Origin of the sequence: Rhizobium sp. Root149, from assembly GCF_001427345.1 — a bacterium.
In the GTDB taxonomy this organism is placed as follows: domain Bacteria; phylum Pseudomonadota; class Alphaproteobacteria; order Rhizobiales; family Rhizobiaceae; genus Neorhizobium; species Neorhizobium rhizoryzae.
Window position 1 is genome coordinate 457,979 of record NZ_LMGD01000021.1, and the last position, 20,979, is coordinate 478,957.

At 59.0% G+C, this 20,979-nt stretch carries 19 protein-coding genes; 15 read left to right on the top strand and 4 right to left on the bottom strand.

Annotated elements, in window-relative coordinates; all coding sequences use genetic code 11:
* Positions 1-89: 89 nt before the first annotated feature.
* Positions 90-1,436 (bottom strand): MFS transporter, encoded by a 1,347-nt coding sequence (locus tag ASD54_RS17590; RefSeq protein WP_062555898.1) that lies wholly within the window; start codon positions 1,434-1,436, stop codon positions 90-92.
* A 335-nt stretch (positions 1,437-1,771) separates the two neighbouring features.
* On the opposite strand from ASD54_RS17590, the gene cyoA reads away from it, so the two are divergent.
* From cyoA to ASD54_RS26670, 6 genes are read left to right on the top strand one after another with little or no spacing between them, the layout of a single operon-like run.
* Positions 1,772-2,899: a ubiquinol oxidase subunit II gene (cyoA, locus tag ASD54_RS17595; RefSeq protein WP_062555899.1), complete on the top strand. Its 1,128-nt coding sequence runs from the start codon at positions 1,772-1,774 to the stop codon at positions 2,897-2,899.
* Between the two features lie 29 nt (positions 2,900-2,928).
* Positions 2,929-4,935, top strand: a complete 2,007-nt coding sequence (gene cyoB, locus ASD54_RS17600; protein ID WP_062555900.1) for a cytochrome o ubiquinol oxidase subunit I — start codon at positions 2,929-2,931, stop codon at positions 4,933-4,935.
* A 5-nt stretch (positions 4,936-4,940) separates the two neighbouring features.
* A complete protein-coding gene (gene cyoC, locus ASD54_RS17605; protein ID WP_062555901.1) occupies positions 4,941-5,561 on the top strand; it encodes a cytochrome o ubiquinol oxidase subunit III in 621 nt (206 codons plus the stop codon).
* A complete protein-coding gene (cyoD, locus tag ASD54_RS17610) occupies positions 5,558-5,965 on the top strand; it encodes a cytochrome o ubiquinol oxidase subunit IV (protein WP_062555902.1) in 408 nt (135 codons plus the stop codon). The genes cyoC and cyoD overlap by 4 nt, the downstream gene beginning before the upstream one ends.
* 30 nt (positions 5,966-5,995) lie before the next feature.
* Positions 5,996-6,721, top strand: coding sequence for an SURF1 family protein (locus ASD54_RS17615; RefSeq protein WP_062555903.1), 726 nt, complete (start codon positions 5,996-5,998; stop codon positions 6,719-6,721).
* 49 nt (positions 6,722-6,770) lie between these two features.
* On the top strand, positions 6,771-6,944 hold the full coding sequence (locus ASD54_RS26670; RefSeq protein WP_156379270.1) for a hypothetical protein: 174 nt from the start codon (positions 6,771-6,773) through the stop codon (positions 6,942-6,944).
* On the opposite strand, the gene ASD54_RS17620 is transcribed toward ASD54_RS26670, so the two are convergent.
* From ASD54_RS17620 to ASD54_RS17630, 3 genes are all read right to left on the bottom strand, one after another.
* Positions 6,945-7,391, bottom strand: a complete 447-nt coding sequence (locus tag ASD54_RS17620) for a DUF4112 domain-containing protein (protein ID WP_082547262.1) — start codon at positions 7,389-7,391, stop codon at positions 6,945-6,947. It abuts the gene before it with no gap.
* A 102-nt stretch (positions 7,392-7,493) separates the two neighbouring features.
* On the bottom strand, positions 7,494-9,026 hold the full coding sequence (locus ASD54_RS17625) for an altronate dehydratase family protein (protein ID WP_062555993.1): 1,533 nt from the start codon (positions 9,024-9,026) through the stop codon (positions 7,494-7,496).
* Positions 9,027-9,224: 198 nt separating this feature from the next.
* Positions 9,225-9,917: a FadR/GntR family transcriptional regulator gene (locus ASD54_RS17630; RefSeq protein ID WP_062555994.1), complete on the bottom strand. Its 693-nt coding sequence runs from the start codon at positions 9,915-9,917 to the stop codon at positions 9,225-9,227.
* A 218-nt stretch (positions 9,918-10,135) separates the two neighbouring features.
* Here ASD54_RS17630 and ASD54_RS17635 point away from each other — a divergent pair, with 218 nt between their 5' ends.
* The 9 genes from ASD54_RS17635 to ASD54_RS17675 all read left to right on the top strand — a co-directional run bounded on the left by ASD54_RS17635 (position 10,136) and on the right by ASD54_RS17675 (position 20,920).
* Positions 10,136-11,149 carry an aldo/keto reductase gene (locus ASD54_RS17635; protein WP_062555904.1) on the top strand — a complete coding sequence of 338 codons (1,014 nt, stop codon included), beginning with the start codon at positions 10,136-10,138 and terminating at the stop codon, positions 11,147-11,149.
* A 4-nt stretch (positions 11,150-11,153) separates the two neighbouring features.
* Positions 11,154-11,975 (top strand): amidohydrolase family protein, encoded by an 822-nt coding sequence (locus ASD54_RS17640; protein WP_062555995.1) that lies wholly within the window; start codon positions 11,154-11,156, stop codon positions 11,973-11,975.
* A 4-nt stretch (positions 11,976-11,979) separates the two neighbouring features.
* Positions 11,980-12,987, top strand: coding sequence for a zinc-binding alcohol dehydrogenase family protein (locus ASD54_RS17645; RefSeq protein WP_062555905.1), 1,008 nt, complete (start codon positions 11,980-11,982; stop codon positions 12,985-12,987).
* 96 nt (positions 12,988-13,083) lie between these two features.
* Positions 13,084-13,815, top strand: a complete 732-nt coding sequence (locus ASD54_RS17650; protein ID WP_062555906.1) for an SDR family oxidoreductase — start codon at positions 13,084-13,086, stop codon at positions 13,813-13,815.
* Positions 13,816-13,840: 25 nt separating this feature from the next.
* Positions 13,841-14,686 carry a fumarylacetoacetate hydrolase family protein gene (locus ASD54_RS17655; RefSeq protein WP_062555996.1) on the top strand — a complete coding sequence of 282 codons (846 nt, stop codon included), beginning with the start codon at positions 13,841-13,843 and terminating at the stop codon, positions 14,684-14,686.
* Between the two features lie 53 nt (positions 14,687-14,739).
* Entirely contained in the window at positions 14,740-16,050 is a 1,311-nt protein-coding gene (locus ASD54_RS17660; RefSeq protein ID WP_062555907.1) for an L-fuconate dehydratase, read from the top strand.
* A gap of 165 nt (positions 16,051-16,215) precedes the next feature.
* Positions 16,216-17,991 carry an N-acetylglutaminylglutamine amidotransferase gene (locus tag ASD54_RS17665; protein WP_062555908.1) on the top strand — a complete coding sequence of 592 codons (1,776 nt, stop codon included), beginning with the start codon at positions 16,216-16,218 and terminating at the stop codon, positions 17,989-17,991.
* Between the two features lie 2 nt (positions 17,992-17,993).
* Entirely contained in the window at positions 17,994-19,790 is a 1,797-nt protein-coding gene (gene ngg / locus ASD54_RS17670; RefSeq protein WP_062555909.1) for an N-acetylglutaminylglutamine synthetase, read from the top strand.
* An 8-nt stretch (positions 19,791-19,798) separates the two neighbouring features.
* On the top strand, positions 19,799-20,920 hold the full coding sequence (locus ASD54_RS17675; protein WP_062555910.1) for an osmoprotectant NAGGN system M42 family peptidase: 1,122 nt from the start codon (positions 19,799-19,801) through the stop codon (positions 20,918-20,920).
* The last annotated feature ends 59 nt before the right edge of the window (positions 20,921-20,979 follow it).

Below are 20,979 nucleotides of genomic sequence, written 5' to 3' on the forward strand. Positions count from 1 at the left end.
AAAGACGCGCCCTCCGGTACGGTCGGATGAAGAAAAAAGGCCGCAGAAGACGATACTTCTGCGGCCCGCTCAGTCGAGGTTGGAAGGGTTCAGCGCTCCGCAGCAGACTGATGCTCCGAGCTATCGAGAATTCGGCTCAGCGTCAGCGCAGCGAAGGTGCAGATGGCACCGGAGATCAGATAACCACCGATGAAGATGATGCCGAATTTCGATGCGAGACCGAGCGCCACAAGCGGGGCGAACCCGGCGCCAACCAGCCATGCCAGGTCGGATGTCAGGGCCGAGCCCGTGTAACGGTAGCGCAGGGAGAACCGCGAGGAAACGGCACCGGACGCCTGACCAAAGGAGAGGCCGAGGATCGCAAAGCCGAGGATGATGAAGGCATCCTGACCCTTGCCGCCTGCTTCCAGCAGGAAGGGAGCCGAGAAGCTGAAGATCGCGATGAGCACGGCACCGATCATCAACTGGCGACGGCGGCCGATACGGTCTGCAATGGCACCCGAGATAACCACAGAACCGATGCCGACGAAGGCTCCCAGGATCTGCACGAAGAGGAATTCGCCTGCGGACTGTCCACCGCGCAGGAAAACCCAGGTGAGCGGGAAGATGGTGACCAGGTGGAACATGGCAAAGCTGGCCAGCGGCGCAAATGCTCCCAGCAGGACATCACGGCCATGAACACGCAGCGTTTCCAGAACCGGGCTCGGGCTCAATTCATGGTTTTCGAACAGCTCGCCGAATTCGCGGCTGGCAACGATACGCAGGCGGGCAAAAAGCGCGACCACGTTGATGGCGAAGGCGACGAAGAACGGATAGCGCCAGCCCCAGGACAGGAAGTCCGCATCCGACAGGCTGGTGTAGAAATAGCCGAAAAGGGCGCTTGCCAGCGCAAAGCCGATAGGCGCACCGAGCTGTGGCACCATGGCCCACCAGCCGCGTTCGGATTTCGGCGCATTCAGGGCGAGCAGGGAAGCCATGCCATCCCAGGCACCGCCAAGCGCAAAGCCCTGACCAAGCCGGAAGAGAGCCAGCAAAGCCACGGCCCAGACGCCGATCGATTCATAACCCGGAAGGAAGGCCATGGAGGCCGTCGACCCACCGAGAATGAAAAGCGCAATGGTCAGCTTCATGCCCCGTCCATAGGTGCGGTCAACCCACATGAAGACGAGCGAACCAATGGGACGCGCGAGGAAGGCCAGGGAAAAGACGGCAAAGGAATAAAGCGTTGCCGTGACCGGATCGGCGGCGAAGGAAAAGATGAGACGCGGGAAAACGAGAACGGATGCGAGGCCGTACACGAAGAAATCGAAGAATTCCGACATGCGGCCAATGATCACACCGATGGCAATGCTGCCGGGCGACAGCGGCTTGTCATCGTGCATCTGGCGAGCGTCCCGCTCGAAATGGGCTGATGTCGGATGACTGGCTACGGACATGAATGCACTCCTCTTATGCGGCGAATAGTCGCCTCCCCGTCAGTGAGGATGATACATATTTGCCGCATATCAAGTGCGGTCTTGCCGTAAACCGAAAATTTGTGCGTTGAGTGCGCTTTCCTCGCGCAACTTCAGGACTATTTCTCCGCTTTCACACAGAGAATTGAGTTCTGAACTATCCTCTGCAGGGTAAGTTGAGGGTATTGCGCATTGAACCACAGATGTTTATTGCGCCGCACTAAATTGTTTTTGCACTGCGACGAAAGACCTCATAGGGAGCTTCGCCTCAGTGCGTTAGTCGCAAGTAGACAAAACGCAAATTTCGAAATTGAAAGATGCCACGGTTGATGAAGCTCATTCGCCGGCTTAGTGCCCTCGCCCTACCTCTCGCCCTGTCGGGCTGTGACCTCGTCGTGATGTCACCGTCCGGCGATATCGCCACGCAACAGCGCGATCTCATCATCGTTTCGGTGGTGCTGATGCTGCTGATCATCATTCCGGTGATCTGCCTGACGTTTTACTTCGCGTGGCATTATCGCCGCTCGAACATCAACGCCAAGTACGATCCGGAATGGCACCACTCCACGCGTCTGGAAGTAGTGATCTGGGCAGCGCCGCTTGCCATCATCATTGCGCTCGGTGCCGTTACCTGGGTCAGCACGCACAGGCTGGACCCATACCGCCCGCTGGACCGCATCGACGCCAACCGTCCGGTGACCCCGGAAACCAAGCCGATCACAATCGAGGTCGTAGCACTCGACTGGAAGTGGCTCTTCCTCTATCCGGAGCAGGGTATCGCGACAGTGAACGAAATTGCTGCGCCGATCGATACGCCGATCGAGTTCAAGATCACCGGCTCGACGGTCATGAACTCCTTCTACATTCCCGCTCTTGCAGGCCAGATCTATGCCATGCCCGGCATGCAGACCAAGCTTCATGCGGTCATGAACAAGGAAGGCGTCTACGAAGGCTTCTCCGCCAACTATAGTGGCGACGGTTTCTCCGGCATGCGCTTCAAGTTCCACGGCATGTCGAACGACAATTTCGGACAATGGGTCGCACGTGTGAAGGGACAGGGATCCGCCCTGAACCGTGATGCGTATCTGAAGCTGGAACGCCCGAGCAGCCGCGTTCCCGTGACCTACTTTGCATCGGTTGAGAACGGCCTCTACGACGCCATCCTCAATCTCTGCGTCAAGCCCGGCCAGATGTGCGCCAATGAAATGATGCACATCGACATGATGGGTGGCGCTGGCAAGGACAGCCACGAGAACCGCAAGCGTCTCGAATACGATACCCGTTGGGCCGCAGATTCAGGCCCGGGCGCGACACATCCGGCGACCGGCCATGGTGCCAAGGAGCCGACGCAAGCTGAAGGCGTGAATGCGCCGGCTGGAGCCCCTGCAGGCCATGAAGGCCACGGCGCAGCGCCAGACCAGCTCAACACGAACCCGAAGCCTTGATCAGGCTGGATAGGTAATTGGAAACTGCCATGTTTACGAACACAAACCTGATGGAATTCATTTTCGGACGGTTGTCATGGAACTCACTCGCTTTTACCCATGACCCGATCATTCTGGCGACTTTCGTGGTCGTCGTCCTTGGCGGCGGCGCCGTCGTCGGCGCGATCACCTATTTCCGCCTCTGGGGCTATCTCTGGAACGACTGGTTCACCAGCGTCGATCACAAGAAGATCGGCATCATGTACGTCATCCTGTCGCTCGTCATGCTGATGCGCGGCTTTGCCGACGCCGTCATGATGCGCACCCAGCAGGCGATTGCCTTTGGTGAGAACCAAGGCTATTTGCCGCCGCACCATTACGACCAGATCTTCACCGCCCACGGCGTGATCATGATCTTCTTCTTTGCCATGCCGCTGGTGACGGGGATCATGAACTACGTGGTGCCGCTGCAGATCGGCGCGCGCGACGTTTCCTTCCCCTTCCTGAACAACTTCTCGTTCTGGATGACCACGGCAGGTGCTGTCATCATCATGATGTCGCTTTTCGTCGGTGAATTCGCCCGGACCGGCTGGCTGGCCTACCCGCCGCTGTCGGGTGCCGACTATTCGCCGGGGGTCGGCGTCGACTACTATATCTGGGGCCTGCAGGTCGCCGGTGTCGGAACGACGCTTTCCGGTATCAACCTCATCGCAACGATCGTGAAGATGCGTGCGCCCGGCATGACCATGATGAAGATGCCGATCTTCACCTGGACATCGCTCTGCACGAACGTTCTGATCGTGGCATCCTTCCCGATCCTGACGGCAACACTCGTCCTCCTGACCCTTGACCGCTACGTTGGCACGAACTTCTTCACCAACGATCTGGGCGGCAACCCGATGATGTATGTCAACCTCATCTGGATCTGGGGCCATCCGGAAGTCTATATTCTCATCCTGCCGGCCTTCGGTATCTTCTCGGAAATCGTCTCGACCTTCTCTGGCAAGCGCCTCTTCGGTTACGCCTCGATGGTTTACGCCACGGTCGTCATCACGATCCTGTCCTATATCGTCTGGCTGCACCACTTCTTCACCATGGGTTCGGGCGCAAGCGTCAATGCCTTCTTCGGCATCACGACGATGATCATCTCGATCCCGACCGGCGCGAAGATCTTCAACTGGCTCTTCACCATGTATCGCGGCCGTATTCGCTACGAAGTGCCGATGTACTGGACGATCGGCTTCATGGTGACCTTCGTCATCGGTGGCATGACCGGCGTCATGCTGGCCATTCCTCCGGCCGACTTCGTGCTGCACAACTCGCTGTTCCTGATCGCGCACTTCCATAACGTGATCATCGGCGGCGTGGTGTTTGGCCTGCTGGCGGGCATCAACTTCTGGTACCCGAAGGCCTTCGGCTACCGTCTCGATCCGTTCTGGGGCAAGATGTCCTTCTGGTTCTGGCTGACCGGCTTCTACTTCGCCTTCATGCCGCTGTACGTTCTCGGCCTGATGGGTGTTACGCGCCGCGTCAACCACTTCGAGGATCCGTCTCTGCAGATCTGGTTCATCATCGCAGCCTTTGGTGCCTTCCTAATCGCGCTTGGTATCGCTTCCTTCGTGATCCAGCTTGTCGTCAGCTTCTTCAAGCGCGAACAGTTGCGGGATACGACGGGCGATCCGTGGAATGGCCGTACGCTGGAGTGGTCCACGTCCTCGCCGCCGCCGGAATACAACTTCGCCTTCACGCCCGTCGTTTACGATCATGACGGCTGGTATGACATGAAGAACCGCGGCTATGTGCGTCCGCTGGAAGGTTTCAAGCCGATCCACATGCCAAAGAACACCGGAACAGGTGTCATCCTCTCGGCGTTCAGCGTCACGCTGGCCTTCGGATTGATCTGGTACATGTGGTGGCTCGCAGCCCTGTCGTTCCTCGCCATCCTGGTGGTGTCGATCGCACATACCTTCAACTACAAGCGTGACTACTACATTCAGGCTGAAACCGTCGTTGCGACGGAGAACGCCCGGACCAAGCAGCTTGCGGAACAGGCCTGATCACCATGAGCAACACACAAGCGGCGACGTCCGAAAAGCCCGTCTTCTACCTGACGGAAGAACATCATCCGGAAAACAGCACCAATCTGGGCTTCTGGATCTACCTGATGAGCGACTGCCTGATGTTTGCAGTGCTCTTTGCAACCTACGCAGTCCTCGGTCGCAATTATGCGGCCGGACCATCGCCAGCCGATCTCTTCGATCTCAAGCTGGTGGCCATCAACACCGCCATGCTGCTCTTCTCGTCCATCACCTATGGCTTTGCCATGTTGCGGATGGAAAAGGGTGACAAGAGCGGCACCCTGATGTGGCTGGGTATCACCGGCCTCTTCGGCCTCGCCTTCCTGGGGATCGAGCTCTATGAGTTCTATCACCTGATCCATGAAGGCGCGACACCGCAGCGCTCGGCCTTCCTGTCTGCGTTCTTCACGCTGGTCGGAACCCACGGTCTGCACGTCACCTTCGGCTGCATCTGGCTCGTTACACTGATGGTGCAGGTCGCGAAATTCGGCCTCATCGAAGAAAACCGCCGCCGTCTGATGTGCCTGTCCATGTTCTGGCACTTCCTTGACGTGATCTGGATCGGCGTCTTCTCCCTCGTTTACCTGGTTGGAGTGCTCGGATGAGTTCGCACCCTCACGCACCGGCGCATGAGAGCGCCCATAACACGCATCATGCTCACAGCCACGGTCACGAGGCGGCTCATGGCAGCTTCAAGAGCTACATGACCGGCTTCATCCTGTCTGTCATCCTGACCGCCATTCCATTCTGGCTGGTCATGGGCGATGTGCTGGAAAGCCGCGCGCTGACCGTTGGCATCATCATCATTTTCGGCGGCATTCAGATGGTCGTCCACATGATCTACTTCCTGCACATGAACACCAGTTCGGAAGGCGGGTGGACCATGCTGGCTATGATCTTCACCATTATCATCGTGGTAATCATGCTGGCAGGCTCCATGTGGGTCATGCACCACCTGAACACGAACATGATGCCGATGAACCCTGAAATGATGAAGAACATGCCCTGACGGGCAGGTTTTGCAGCAGAGTAAAACGTCATGACCGAGGCCCGCCCGACGACCGCAAAACGCCATACAGCCTTTGCGGCCATCATGGCGGGCCTCGTTCTCGTTTTTCTGGCCCTCGGCACCTGGCAGGTACAACGCCTGTTCTGGAAACTGGATCTGATTGCCCGCGTCGATGCCCGTGTTCATGCGGAACCGGTTCCCGCCCCTCCCCCATCGACAAGCGTCAACGCGGCGAATGACGAATACAAGCGCGTGACGACAACGGGCCGCCTGTTGAACGACAAGGAAGAGTTCGTTCAGGCCGTGACCGAACTCGGCCCCGGTTTCTGGGTGGTCACACCGCTTGAGACAGCAGATCAGGGGATCGTCCTCATCAATCGCGGCTTCGTGCCGAAAGAGAAGCGTGATCCTGCGGCCCGCGGGCAAGCGCAATATGAAAATCCTGTTACCGTGACAGGCCTCCTGCGGCTGAGCGAGCCGAAAGGCGGCTTTCTGCGTGCCAACGATCCGTCAGCCAACCGGTGGTACTCCCGCGACGTGGAGGCGATCGCCAAGGCACGCGGCCTCACAAATGTCGCTCCCTATTTCATTGACGCGGACGCGACACCCAATCCGGGTGGCTTTCCAGTGGGCGGGCTCACGATCGTGAATTTTCGCAACAGCCATCTGGTCTATGCGCTGACCTGGTACAGCCTGGCTGCCATGTCTGCGGGTGCGGTCTATTTCCTTCTGCGGCGCAGAAAAATGCCCGCCTGAAACTCAAGCGGGCATTGCTTGTTGGCTCTCTTTGAAGAGAGGTGAGCCCATGAACATGAAGCCCGAAAACGATCCCATCACGAACCCCGAAGACAGCCGCCCGGCAGCAGTGCGAAAGCAGCGGGCAGGACGCGGTATCGTTACCTTCTTCATCATCTTCGCGCTTGGCGCCTTCAGCCTCTACTTGTTTATTGTGCTGTATGGATCGCTGACGTCGAATTGATCAGCGAGACGCTCTCATCGCCTGCTCTCGGCTTACGCCAAAATGATCGAGGATCATCTGCACGTTGCGGCGGTGGGACTTGAAGTAGACGTCAAAGACATCGCCCAGCAGCGGCACGCTGCCGAGCACTGCATCGGCGCCGATGTTTCCCGCCATCTTCAGAAGCTTGTCGTTCGGCAGGCCAAGCCGTCGTGCCTCGTTGATGATGAAGACGCCGATCAGCGCACCGCTCGCATCGCCCACCACGGGCAGAAGACCGAGAATGGAGTCGGCGCCAAAACGAATGCCGACACCCGGGATGCGGATGGCCGTATCCATGACACGGGCAAGGCGCACAAGCCGCCCGATCCGGCGCAGTTTTTCCGCGTCCAGCGCGCCCGTGGCATGAGCCCGGCGGGAATTCCCAGACGAAAAACCGAATTGAGCCTTCGTACCTGCACCTGCCATTTTTGATGCCTCCAGAACGTCCGCGGCCCTTTGACCGCGAACAGAGAAGTGGGAAGCACCAATGGCGTTTGCAACAGTGATTACGAATATATTAGTGACGACTTATGTAACAGCTCCGACCTGCCACGGCACGAATTCATTGTCGCCGTAGTCGTAGATCTCGCTGAGTGTCTTCTGGCCAGATGCGACGGCAAGGATTTGTTCAAAGATGCGTTCACCGGATTGTTCGATGGTTTCGTCCCCCGTGACGATACCGCCGCAGTTCAGATCCATATCCTCCTTCATATGCTCATACATGTCGGTATTGGTTGCAATCTTGATGCAAGGCGAAGGCTTGAAACCGGAAACCGAGCCGCGGCCCGTGGTGAAACAGATGACATTACAGCCGCCCGCCACTTGGCCCGTCACGGCAACCGGATCGTAACCGGGCGTATCCATGAAGACGAATCCAGGTTCAGTGACCGTTTCGGCAAACTCGTAGACCGCCTTCAGCGGCATGGAGCCCCCCTTGGCAACGGCACCGAGCGACTTTTCCAGAATGGTGGTCAGGCCTCCGAGCTTGTTGCCATGGGATGGATTATTGTTCAGCTCATCACCGTTGCGGGCTGTGTAATCCCGCCACCAGTCGATCCGGTCTAGCAGCTTCTGGGCAACAGCGGGCGTCACCGCACGGCGCGTCAAAAGATGCTCGGCGCCATAAATCTCTGGCGTTTCGGACAGAACGGTGGTCCCGCCATGGCGCACGATGAGATCCGAAGCATAACCCAGCGCCGGATTGGCCGAAATGCCGGAATAGCCGTCGGAGCCACCACATTCCAGCGCCAGCTTCAGCTTGGAAAGCGGCTGCGGCGTGCGTTGCGCGGCATTCACTGATGGAAGCATTTCCTTGATCATCGCGATGGCCGCATCGATGGTCTTCTTTGTACCGCCATATTGCTGGATGGTCATCGTGCGCAGCCGATCCCCCTCCTCCATTTTGTAATGTTCGAGGATCGGCGCGATCTGGTTCGTCTCGCAGCCAAGACCAATCATCAGGATGCCGCCGAAATTGGGGTGGCGCGCATAGCCCTGAATGGTGCGGATGAGCAGCCGATACCCTTCCGATTTATTGTTCAGCGCGCAGCCGCCGCCATGCGTCAGCGCCACGACGCCATCCACATTCTCGAAGCCTTCCAGCCCGCCCATGCGATTGAAGTAATCGGCAATGTAGCGCGAGACGGTGGCGGAACAGTTCACCGACGAGATGATGCCGATATAGTTGCGCGTGCCAGCGCCGCCGATGCCGCGATCATAGCCCATGAAGGTGCGGCGCTCTTCTAACGGCACCATGCCCTTTTCCTCGATATCGACACAGAATTGATGCTCGTGCTCGGAGGGCAGCATGGCGAGATTATGCAGGTGAACGGCCGATCCTGCTTCGATATCCTGCGTGGCGAGACCAATGATCTGGCCGTATTTGCGCACTTCATGACCCGAGGGAATGGACCGAATGGCAACCTTGTGGCCGCGAGCAATCAGTTCGCGCGCGTTGAGATCACGATAACCGATCGGTTGTCCGGCAGGAATGGCGCGGCGGGCTACAGCCACATCGTCGATTTCGTTGAGCAGAATAGTAGGCGAAACAGTATCACTCATGATGTCTTCCTCCTCCCCGGAGGTCCTTGGTTCAGCGAGCATTTCCAGCAAAAGTGTCGATCGGTTTTGCGTCCGGAAATGCGTTGAAGAAATCGGCTAGAGCGTCGGGCGACTAATCGGAAACGGCCCGCCGCTCTAAATTTTTTGTTGACGCATCGGTTTAGCGAAAAACCGGATTCCACTTTCTCGCCCGATGCTCTAACGCGGTTCACTGTCGAGCCAGCGGCGTTTGGATTGTTCCAGATGACGGTGCATGGCTACCTGCGCCAGAAGCGGATCGCGGGCTTCGAGCGCGGCAAAAATCGCCTCGTGCTCGGAAAGAGCCAGACTCCAGGTGTCCGGCGTCTCAAAATGCTCGCGCAATTGTGTTGCCAGTGGGCTATGCCGCTCATCGAAGAGATCACCGACAAGTCGCGTCAAAACACCGTTTCCAGCCTGCTGCGCGATAGTGAGGTGAAATTGACGGTCCAGTTCAACGGGCTTGCGCCCCTCGGCAACATCGGTGCGCATGCTTTCAAGAATCTGGCGAACGGATTTCAAACCCTCCAGTGTTATTCGCGCGCAGGCCTGTACAATGATCGTGCTCTCGACCATAGCCCGGGCCTCCATCAGCTCGACCGGGCTTTCGCCGATTGAGCTTGAAACGCTACGGCGCTCGGTGCTGGAGCTGACATAGATGCCGGACCCCATGCGGATCTCGACGGCACCTTCGATCTCAAGCGCAATCAGGGCCTCGCGAAGAGACGGCCGTGAAACCCCCAACTGTTGAGCGAGTTCCCGCTCCGCAGGCAAGCGCTGCCCCAGCCGGAAATGCCCCGTCTGGATCAAGGCGCGGATCTGGTCCGCTACCTGCTGGTAAAGCCGTCGCTCGACGGGCCGGATACTGTTCATGACGGCTCTCGATGATTTGGCCTTACCATAGGCATGGAAAAATAAACTGGCAAGACCGGCATAGATGCATTGAATTACAAGATCTATCATCAAACCTGCATGTGGCGACCGAAGGCATTTCGAAATTGGCTTGACCAGTTTCGTCAGCGCGCGTACCACTAGCCTCCAAGGGAGAATGCCTGGCAAATGTGACATGTCGGGCCGGAGGAAGACCTCGGATGAACATTACCGATCGACACATTCATGCACGTACCGGTGTCAGCCTGACTGGCATGGGCCTCGGCTGTGCCCAGATGGGCAATCTCTACCGTGTGACATCCTATGACGAATCCAAGAGCGCCTTCACGGCATCCTGGGATGCAGGGCTGCGCTACTTCGATACGGCTCCGTTTTACGGCTTCACCCGTTCCGAACGACGGCTCGGAACGATGCTGACTGATCTTCCGCGCGAAGATTATGTCGTGAGCACCAAGGTCGGGCGTGTGATGGTACCGGACGAGAGCGTCGGTCCGGAAGAACAGGGCTATGCAGAACCGCTGCCGTTTCGCCCGGTGTTCGACTATACCTATGACGGCGTCATGCGCTCCTTCGAGGCAAGCCAGCAGCGGCTGGGCATTCTCAAGCCCGACATTCTCTATGTGCACGACATCGGAACCGTGACCCATGGCGAGCAACACGAGCAGTACTGGAGCCAGTTGACCGAAGGCGGCGGGTTCAAGGCGCTTGGCAAGCTGCGCGAGGAAGGCTCAACCCGCGCGATTGGCCTTGGTGTCAACGAATGGGAGATCATTCGCGATGCCATGCAGGTGGCCGACATCGACATCTGCATGCTGGCGGGAAGATACACACTGCTGGAGCAGCAAAGCCTGACCTTCATGGATGACTGCGCCAAAAAAGGCGTCGGCATCGTGATCGCCGGTGCCTTCAATTCCGGCATTCTGGCGGGCAACAGGAAATTCAATTACACGGACGCACCGCCGGAGCTGCTGGCGCGGGTGGATTCGCTACAGGCCGCCTGCGAGGAAGAAGGCGTGAGCATGCAGGCCGCAGCCCTGCAGTTTCCGCTGGCCCATTCGGCCTCCCTCACCATTGTCTCCGGTGCGCGCAATGGCGAACAGTTGAAGGCCAATGCCGCCTGGTTCGAGGAAGACATCCCGGCCTCCTTCTGGTCCAACCTCAAGAAGCGCGGCCTGATCGCCGAGGGCGCCCCGGTTCCGGGTGATGGAGCCTGAGCGCATGCCGGTGATTGACGCGCACCAGCATTTCTGGCGAATGGCGGACCGCGTAGGCGAATGGCCGACGCCGGATCTGGAACCAATCTTCCGCGATTTCGAACCGTCGGATCTCAAGCCGCTGCTGAAAGTGGCCCAAGCGGATGGCACGATACTGGTCCAGACGCGTGAGAGCGAAGACGATACAGCCTACATGCTGGATCTGGCAGATCACCACGCCTTCATCAAGGGCGTGGTGGGCTGGACTGATCTGAAAGCGCCGGATGCGGCAGAGCGCGTTGGCAAGTTTGCAAAGCATCCGAAGCTCAAAGGCCTGCGCCCCATGCTGCAGGGCATCAGCGATCTGAGGTGGATCTGCGATTCCGCTGTCGAACCCGCAATAGAGACCATGATCGAGCATGATCTCGCCTTTGATGCACTCATCTTGCCGCCGCATCTGCCGCATTTCCACGAATTTGCAAAACAGCATTCGCAACTTCGCATCGTCATCGACCATGGCGCCAAGCCCTATATCGCAGAGGGCAAGATTAGCCTGTGGCGCAAGGGCATGGAGGCATTGAGCCACCTTCCGAACGTCTCCTGCAAGCTGTCCGGCTTGCTGACGGAAGCAGGCGACCAGAAGCCCCAGGCGATCCGGCCCTATGCGGAAACCATTCTTGATCTATTTGGACCTGAGCGCACCTTCTGGGGAAGTGACTGGCCGGTCTTGCGTCTGGCAGGTGACTATCAAGGCTGGCATGATCAGTGCCGGGATATTGTGCCCGTCGAGCACCATCAGGCCGTCTTTGGCGGCAATGCTTCCACCTTCTATCGACTGAACGGATAAGACCATGCTGACCATCGTCTGCGATACCCCCGGAAGCCTGTCCGCCATCGAACGGGACAAGCCCGTTCCCGCTGCGGGCGAGGCACTGGTGCGCATTCGTCGCGTCGGCGTCTGCGGCACCGATCTGCACATCTTTACCGGCAATCAGCCCTATCTCTCGTATCCGCGCGTGATGGGACACGAACTGGCGGCAACGATTGTGGAACCGGCAGAGGGGAGCCGCTTCGAGACGGGCGATACGGTATCCATCATCCCCTACATTTCCTGCGGAACCTGTGATGCCTGCCGCAAGGGCCGTACCAATTGCTGCCGCAATATCGGCGTGCTGGGCGTTCATCGGGATGGCGGGATGACGGAGTATCTCTGCCTGCCTGAGGAGTTCCTGATCAAGGCCGATGGCCTGACGCTGGATCAGGCCGCCATGGTGGAGTTTCTGGCCATCGGCGCGCATGCGGTGCGGCGTGCAGGCTTGCGCGGCGGCGAGAAGGTGCTGATCGCGGGCGCGGGTCCGATCGGTCTCGCCGTCGCTCTGTTTGCAAAGCTGGAGGGTTCGGATGTGACGCTGATCGACAGCCGCCAGGATCGGCTGGATTTCGCGCGCGATCACCTCGGCATCACCTCGCTGGTGCAGCTTGGCGAGGGCGATCGGGAACAGCTTTCCGAGATTACCGACGGCAATTTCTTCGAAGCCGTATTTGATGCGACCGGCAACCCGAAGGCTATAGAGCGCGGCTTCGGCTTCGTCGCCCATGCGGGCACCTATGTTCTGGTTTCCATCGTGGCATCCGACATTACCTTCAACGATCCGGAATTCCACAAGCGCGAGACGACACTGCTCGGCAGCCGTAACGCCACGATTTCAGACTTCGAATATGTGATGGCCGCCATGCGTGCAGGCGAAGTGCCGGATGCGCTGATCACCCATCGCATGAACCTCTCGGACGTACCGCAGCTTTTCGGTGGCCTGACCGACCCTGCTGCGGGCGTTGTGAAGGCAATGATCAGCGTGTGACGGATTTTGCATAAATCGTCCTTGCAAACAGATCTGCGAGGGGAAAATCTGCGCCATTACGACAAAGAGGCCAGAGAGCCGGGAGAAGAGACGAACATGGCGGATCTGAGAGGGAAGACGGTACTCATCACCGCTGCAGGGCAAGGCATCGGTCGCGCAAGCGCGATCGCCTTCGCCAAGGCGGGTGCCACGGTTCATGCGACGGATATCAACGAGAAGACGCTGAAGGAATTGCCCAAGCTCGGCGGCCTGAGAACCCGTACGCTCGACGTGCTGGATGAGGCAGCCGTGACGGCCTGCGTCGAGTCCATCGGGCAGGTGGATGTGCTGTTCAATTGTGCAGGCGTCGTCCACGGCGGCTCCATCCTCGAAATGAAGGATAGCGACCTCGATTTTGCGATCGACCTCAACGTCAAGGCGATGATCCGCACCATTCGCGCCGTGCTTCCGGGCATGATCGAGCGCAAGGATGGCGCGATCATCAACATGTCCTCCGTCGCCTCCAGCATCAAGGGCGTGCCAAACCGTTTCGCCTATGGCGTCTCGAAGGCAGCCGTGATCGGTCTCACCAAGGCCGTCGCCGCCGACTATGTGGCGCACAATATTCGCTGCAACGCCATCTGCCCCGGCACGGTCGACAGCCCCTCCCTGCAGGAACGCCTGCGTGCGCAGGGCGATTATGAAAAGGCCCGCGCAGCCTTCGTGGCTCGCCAGCCGATCGGCCGCATTGGCGACCCGGAAGAGATTGCAGACCTCGCTGTCTATCTGGCGGGTGCCACCTACACATCCGGCCAGGCCATCGCCATCGATGGCGGCTGGACCATCTGAATCACGCATCAAGAAGGACTTGAACATGAAACTGCTTCGTTACGGCGCGCCCGGTTCCGAACGTCCGGCCATGGTGGATGCCAATGGCAAGATCCGCGATATTTCCGCTCATGTGGCCGATCTTTCCGGCTCCGTGCTGGACCCGGCCAATCTGGCAAAGCTGGCTGCCCTGGACGCATCTTCTCTGCCGGAAGTGGCAGCTTCCGAACGTCTTGGCCCCTGCGTCGCCAATACCGGCAAGTTCATCTGCATCGGCCTTAACTATTCGGATCACGCCGCAGAATCCGGCATGGCGGTTCCGCCGGAGCCAGTCATCTTCATGAAGGCAAGCTCCGCCATCTGCGGCCCGAACGACGATGTGCTGATCCCGCTCGGCTCTGAAAAGACGGACTGGGAAGTCGAGCTTGGCATCGTCATCGGCAAAAAAGCGAAATACGTGTCCGAAGCGGAAGCATTGGATTACGTGGCTGGCTACTGCGTCAGTCACGATGTGTCCGAGCGCGCTTTCCAGACCGAGCGTTCCGGCCAGTGGACCAAGGGTAAATCCTGCGACACCTTCGGCCCCATAGGCCCCTGGCTGGTGACAAAGGATGAAGTTGCCGATCCGCAGAACCTCAACATGTGGCTGAAGGTCAACGGCGAAACCATGCAGAACGGCTCCACCGCCACCATGGTTTATGGCGTGGCTTTCCTCGTGTCCTATCTCAGCCAGTTCATGAGCCTGCATCCGGGCGATGTGATTTCCACCGGCACGCCTCCGGGCGTCGGCATGGGCCTGAAGCCACCGCGTTACCTGAAGCCCGGCGATGTGGTCGAGCTCGGCATTGAAGGCCTCGGCACCCAGAAGCAGACTTTCCGCGCCGATACATAAGCCGCGCCGATACCTGATCGTCTCTTCCTCATAAAGCTGCCCGGAGAATGAGCATGGCCAAGATAACCGACATGCGGATCGTCGATCTCAGGTTCCCGACATCACAGAGCCTTGACGGTTCGGATGCCATGAACCCGGATCCCGATTATTCGGCAGCCTATGTGATCCTCGAAACGGACGTGCCCGGCCTTGCCGGGCATGGCCTGACCTTCACCATCGGCCGTGGCAATGACATCTGCTGCATGGCCATCGACGCGATGCGCCATCTAGTGGTCGGAGCCGATCTTGCGACCTTCAAGGCGGCACCCGGCAAGTTCTGGCGCCATCTGACGGGCGATAGCCAGTTGCGCTGGATCGGGCCGGACAAGGGCGCCATGCATCTGGCAACCGGTGCCGTGGTCAACGCCTTCTGGGATCTTTTTGCAAAACAGGAAGGCAAACCCGTCTGGCGGCTGGTGGCCGAGATGACGCCGGAAGATATCGCCGATATCGTCGACTACCGTTATCTGACCGACGCGCTGACCCGCGACGAAGCCATCGAGATCCTGAAACGAGCCGAAGCGGGCAAGGTAGAGCGCATCGCCACCCTCGAACGCGAAGGTTACGCCTGCTACACCACCTCTGCCGGATGGCTGGGTTACGACGATGAAAAGTTGCGCCGACTGTGCCAGGAGGCAATCGACGCGGGCTTCAACCACATCAAGATGAAGGTCGGCCGCGATCTGGAGGACGATATTCGACGGCTGCGCATTGCCCGCGAAGTGATTGGCCCAGACCGCTACCTGATGATCGATGCCAATCAGGTCTGGGAAGTTGATCAGGCCATAGACTGGGTGAAGCAGCTTTCCTTCTGCAAGCCCTTCTTTATCGAAGAGCCGACAAGCCCGGACGATGTGGCCGGTCACCGCAAGATCCGCCAGTCCATTGCGCCGGTTAAGGTGGCAACCGGCGAGATGTGCCAGAACCGCATCATGTTCAAGCAGTTCATCGCGGAAGGCGCCATCGATATCGTGCAGATCGACAGCTGCCGCATGGGCGGTCTGAACGAGGTTCTGGCAGTTCTGCTGATTGCTGCCAAGTTTGGGCTCCCGGTGTGGCCGCATGCCGGTGGTGTTGGGCTTTGCGAATATGTGCAGCACCTTTCGATGATCGATTATGTGGCGGTGTCCGGCACCAAGGAAGGCCGCGTCATCGAATATGTCGATCATCTGCATGAGCATTTCCTCGACCCGTGCCGTATCGAAAACGCCGCCTATATGCCGCCTTCCATGCCCGGTTTTTCCATTGAAATGAAACCGGAAACGCTGGCGCAATTCCGGTTCGCCGCGACGAAATCCAGTACCGGCGGCAGCCGTCCAGCTTGAGAACGCGAAGTCTCTAAGCGGATTCTGTTCCAGAAAAATCGCAACCAAACGCGCATTTTCTCGTTTGGCCTCCTGTGCAGGCCCGTCTCAAACGCGGGCCTGACGTCTCATTGCCTCGAATTTCGGGGTGAAATGCGATGAAGACAGCGAGGTAAGGACAGAACAGTGTGTGGCATCTGCGGAGAAATTCGGTTCGACGGCACCCAGCCCTCCCCCATGGTACAGGCCAGAATGATGGAGGCGATCGCGCCTCGCGGGCCGGATGGTTCAGGTCTCGTCATTCATGGTTCGACTGCACTTGCGCATCGGCGCTTGTCGATCATCGATCTTTCAGAAAAGGCACGCCAGCCCATGGTGGATGGCGAACTCGGCCTGACGATTGCCTTCAACGGCTGCATCTACAACTATCCCGAACTGCGGGCTGATCTGGAGGCGGAAGGTTACCGCTTCTTCTCGCATGGAGATACGGAAGTCATCCTGAAGGCGTGGCACGCCTGGGGCAAAGAGTGCGTCAACCGCTTCCATGGCATGTTCGCCTTCGTCATCCATGAGCGTGACACGAACCGCGTGGTGATGGCCCGCGACCGCTTCGGCATCAAGCCGCTGTATCTGGCGAATGTGGAGGGCGCAGTCCGTTTTGCCTCGTCCCTGCCCGCGCTCGTTCAGGGCGGCGGCATCGATACCTCCATCGACCGTATCGCACTTCATCATTACATGAGCTTCCACGCCGTGGTGCCGCCACCGCGCACGATTCTGAACGGCGTGAAGAAATTCCCGCCGGCAACCATCCGCGTAATCGAACCCGATGGCCGCGAGACGGACACCCGTTACTGGAACCCGCCCTATGAGCGTGATGCCTATATGGCAGGTCTGTCACGTGAGGACTGGCGAGACCTGGTTTTGGATTCGCTGCGCACGGCGGTAAAGCGCCGCACCGTGGCAGATGTACCCGTCGGCGTGCTGCTCTCTGGCGGTGTGGACTCCAGCATCATTACCGGCCTACTGGCCGAACAGGGTCAGAACGATCTGATGACCTTCTCCGTCGGCTTCGAGGAAGCGAATGGCGAAAAGGGTGACGAGTTCGTCTATTCCGACCTGATCGCAAAACATTTCGGTACCGACCACCACAAGATTTTCGTGCCGTCCGACCAATTGATGGCGGCCCTTCCCGGCGTTATCTCCGCCATGTCGGAACCCATGGTCTCCTACGACAATGTGGGCTTCTACCTGCTGGCCAAGGAAGTGTCGAAGCACATTCGCGTCGTCCAATCGGGCCAGGGTGCCGATGAGGTATTTGGCGGCTATCACTGGTATCCACCTCTTGGGGATTCAAAGGATGTCGTGGGTGATTATGCTCGCGTCTTCTTCGACAGGAACCACGAGACACTGAAGAGCCAGTTGGGCGATGACTGGATTGCCGATCACGATGCAAGCCTTGAACTGGTGCGTGCGCATCTGACGCAAGCAGGAGCAGCCACGCCCGTGGATGCCGCCCTTCGCCTCGACAGCCAGGTGATGCTGGTGGACGATCCGGTCAAGCGCGTCGACAACATGACCATGGCCTGGGGACTGGAAGCGCGCGTCCCCTTCCTCGATCACGAATTGGTGGAACTGGCCGCAAAAATTCCGCCGGAATTCAAGCTGAACGAAGGCGGCAAGGGTGTTCTCAAGGACGCTGCCCGCCTTGTGGTGCCGCATGAGGTGATCGACCGCAAGAAGGGCTATTTCCCCGTTCCGCAGCTGAAATATGTCGATGGGCCCTATCTGGACATGGTGCGCGACGCGCTGTCTTCGCAGGCTGCCCGCGAGCGCTCGATCTTCCGGCCAACCTATCTCGACCGGCTTTTCACAAATCCCTCCGATCACATCACGCCGCTGCAGGGCTCCGAACTCTGGCAGGTTGGCCTTCTGGAAATGTGGCTGCAGGCGCAAGGAATCTGACAATGACGACCAAGAGCACGGAACGTATGCAGCGCTTTCGCAGCGACAAGGCTGTGGCCCATCGGTTGAAACGCCAACGATTCGAATCCCTACGCAAAACCGGCCAGACCCATGAGGATGGCCCATCGCCTTCGGCCTGCGTGGATTGCGGCTGGGGACGGCTGATTTTCGCGCAGACCTTCGATGACGCAGGCGAGTTGGCGGCAGCGCTGCGGGAAGAGGCGCCGGAACATCGCGATATTGCCGTTTATGTCGGTGATCCGCACGTGCTGCTGGCGGAAGCACCGCAGGAAATCTTTCTCGATCCCTCGCATACCTTCCGTCTCGAGCTTTCCACCTATCGCTCTGGCCGTAAGCAGCCTCGCGGCTTCTTTATGCGCCGCCTGACATCGGAAGCCGATGCTCGAGCGGTGAACCGCATCTATGCCTCGCGCGGCATGGTGCCGGTTCGCCCGGATTTCTTCTGGTCGAACCGCGACAACCGAGCCATCACCTATCTGGTGGCCGAAGACGAACAGACCGGCGAAGTGATTGGCACCGTGACCGGCATCGACCATATCCGCGCCTTCTCCGACCCCGAACAGGGTTCCTCGCTGTGGTGTCTGGCGGTTGATCCTCAGGCGCGACATGCCGGTATTGGTGAGACGCTGGTGCGCAGGCTTGGCGAGCATTTCAAGGCGCGCGGCAATGCCTTCATGGATTTGTCCGTACTGCATGACAACGAACAGGCGATTGCACTGTATGAGAAGCTCGGCTTCCGTCGCATTCCAGCCTTTTCCGTCAAGCGCAAGAATTCCATCAACGAGCGCCTCTATGCCGGCCCGCTAGAGGCCTATGATGCGCTGAACCCCTATGCACGCCTGCTGGTAGACGAGGCCCGCCGACGTGGCGTGCATGTGGAAATCACCGATGCGGAGGGCGGCTTCTTCCGGCTTTCGCATGGCGGCCGCTCCGTGCATTGCCGCGAGAGCCTGACCGAACTGACATCCGGTGTTGCCATGTCGATCTGCGACGACAAGGCTGTGACCCGCCGCGTTGTGGAGCGGGCAGGCATTCTCGTTCCCGAGCAAATGACGGCGGGTGAGGATGAGGAAGCGCTCGTAGCATTCCTCGAAAAGCATGGCCGCGTGGTGGTGAAGCCTGCGCGTGGCGAACAGGGGCGCGCCGTGGCCGTTGGACTTGTCACGCTGGACGAGGTGAAGGCTGCCATTCAGGCAGCCCGCGAGGTGTGCGACCGGGTGCTGATCGAGGCCTGTTTCGAGGGTGAAGATCTGCGGCTTGTCGTCATCGATTTCAAGCTGGTGGCTGCGGCCGTACGCCGCCCGCCGCATGTGGTAGGCGATGGGCGTTCCACAGTTCGGGAACTGATCGAGCGGCTTTCGCGCCGCCGTGCTGCTGCCACCGGTGGCGAAAGCACTATTCCGGTTGATGCGGAAACGGAACGCTGCCTCTCCATGTCAGATGTAACGTTCGACGATGTGCTGGAGGAAGGTCACGAGATTGCGGTACGCAAGGCTGCCAACCTGCATACTGGCGGTTCCATTCATGATGTGACCGAGATCGTGCATCCGCGTCTCGTCGAGGCGGCCATCAACGCGGCTCGCGCCATCGATATTCCAGTCGTCGGCATCGATCTGATGGTGAAAAGCCCGACAGAGCCGGACTATGTGTTCATTGAGGCCAATGAGCGCCCTGGCTTGGCCAATCACGAGCCGCAACCGACTGCGGAACGCTTCATCGATCTGCTCTTTCCGCTTTCGGGCCATCGCGCAGCACGGCACGCGCTGGGACGGATTTGAGCAAAACCATGCAGATTACCATTGATGAAAACTATCTGCTGCGGCAGCTTGCGGCACTGCTGCAGATCGACAGCCCCACCGGTTATACCGATGAAGTGGTTCTCTATTGCGCGGAGGAACTGAAACGGCTTGGCCTTTCGCCGGAACTGACGCGGCGTGGCGCCATTCGCGCCGTCCGTCAAGGAAGCCGAAGGGCCGGAGCCCGCGCCATTGTCGCCCATGTCGATACGCTGGGCGCGCAGGTGAAGGCGATCAAGGAAAACGGCCGACTGGAACTGGTGCCGATCGGCCATTGGTCTGCCCGCTTTGCCGAAGGTGCGCGCGTGACGATCTATGGCACCGGCGGCATTCATCGCGGCACCATCCTACCGCTCAAGGCATCCGGCCATACCTTCAACGATGAGGTGGATACGCTGCCCGTCGGCTGGGGCTATGTGGAGGTTCGCATCGATGCAATCACCCGTTCGGCTGAAGAGACCATGAAGCTTGGCATCGAAGTGGGCGATATCGTCGCCATAGATACGGGCACGGAATTTCTGGAAAACGGCTTCATCAATTCCCGCCATCTGGATGACAAGGCCGGTGTGGCAATTGCACTGGCAGCCATCGAGGCACTGGAACGCGCTGGTGCCAGCACGCCGGTCGATACGCATTGGCTATTCACGATTGCGGAAGAAGTGGGCGTCGGTGCCTCCTCCATCGTCACGTCCGAGATCGCTTCGATGCTGACCATCGACAACGGAACGACCGCACCGGGGCAGAATTCCTCCGAATTTGGCGCGACGATTGCCATGGCGGACCAGACCGGTCCCTTCGATTTCCACCTGACGCGCAAGCTGGTGGAACTCTGCTGCGAAAACCAGATCCCATACCAGAAGGATGTATTTCGCTACTACCGCTCCGATTCAGCCTCGGCGTTGGAAGCAGGGCATGACATTCGTACAGCTTTGGTGACCTTCGGTGTCGATGCCTCGCATGGCTACGAGCGCATCCACAAACACGCGCTTTTCTCGGTCGCGCGGCTGGTAGCGGCCTTTGCGGTCAGCCCCGTGAAGATCCGACGGGATGCAAACGAGATGTCGGGGCCGGAAGGCTTTACCCATCTCCCCATTCGCGATGTGAACGAATGAAAAACGAAAAGGCCGGGCGGAGGAGAGCCACCCGGCCTTGATGCGAAATCCGAAGGAGG

Excerpts from the sequence above, each read along its gene's own strand:
- ASD54_RS17645 (WP_062555905.1), top strand. The coding sequence starts at position 11,980 with ATGCTGACCATCGTCTGCGATACCCCCGGAAGCCTGTCCGCCATCGAA.
- ASD54_RS17625 (WP_062555993.1), bottom strand. The coding sequence starts at position 9,026 with ATGAGTGATACTGTTTCGCCTACTATTCTGCTCAACGAAATCGACGAT.
- ASD54_RS26670 (WP_156379270.1), top strand. The coding sequence starts at position 6,771 with ATGAACATGAAGCCCGAAAACGATCCCATCACGAACCCCGAAGACAGC.
- ASD54_RS17650 (WP_062555906.1), top strand. The coding sequence starts at position 13,084 with ATGGCGGATCTGAGAGGGAAGACGGTACTCATCACCGCTGCAGGGCAA.
- ASD54_RS17615 (WP_062555903.1), top strand. The coding sequence starts at position 5,996 with ATGACCGAGGCCCGCCCGACGACCGCAAAACGCCATACAGCCTTTGCG.
- ASD54_RS17630 (WP_062555994.1), bottom strand. The coding sequence starts at position 9,917 with ATGAACAGTATCCGGCCCGTCGAGCGACGGCTTTACCAGCAGGTAGCG.
- cyoC (WP_062555901.1), top strand. The coding sequence starts at position 4,941 with ATGAGCAACACACAAGCGGCGACGTCCGAAAAGCCCGTCTTCTACCTG.
- ASD54_RS17640 (WP_062555995.1), top strand. The coding sequence starts at position 11,154 with ATGCCGGTGATTGACGCGCACCAGCATTTCTGGCGAATGGCGGACCGC.
- cyoA (WP_062555899.1), top strand. The coding sequence starts at position 1,772 with ATGCCACGGTTGATGAAGCTCATTCGCCGGCTTAGTGCCCTCGCCCTA.
- cyoB (WP_062555900.1), top strand. The coding sequence starts at position 2,929 with ATGTTTACGAACACAAACCTGATGGAATTCATTTTCGGACGGTTGTCA.
- ASD54_RS17660 (WP_062555907.1), top strand. The coding sequence starts at position 14,740 with ATGGCCAAGATAACCGACATGCGGATCGTCGATCTCAGGTTCCCGACA.
- ASD54_RS17635 (WP_062555904.1), top strand. The coding sequence starts at position 10,136 with ATGAACATTACCGATCGACACATTCATGCACGTACCGGTGTCAGCCTG.
- ASD54_RS17590 (WP_062555898.1), bottom strand. The coding sequence starts at position 1,436 with ATGTCCGTAGCCAGTCATCCGACATCAGCCCATTTCGAGCGGGACGCT.
- ASD54_RS17655 (WP_062555996.1), top strand. The coding sequence starts at position 13,841 with ATGAAACTGCTTCGTTACGGCGCGCCCGGTTCCGAACGTCCGGCCATG.
- cyoD (WP_062555902.1), top strand. The coding sequence starts at position 5,558 with ATGAGTTCGCACCCTCACGCACCGGCGCATGAGAGCGCCCATAACACG.
- ASD54_RS17675 (WP_062555910.1), top strand. The coding sequence starts at position 19,799 with ATGCAGATTACCATTGATGAAAACTATCTGCTGCGGCAGCTTGCGGCA.
- ASD54_RS17620 (WP_082547262.1), bottom strand. The coding sequence starts at position 7,391 with ATGGCAGGTGCAGGTACGAAGGCTCAATTCGGTTTTTCGTCTGGGAAT.
- ngg (WP_062555909.1), top strand. The coding sequence starts at position 17,994 with ATGACGACCAAGAGCACGGAACGTATGCAGCGCTTTCGCAGCGACAAG.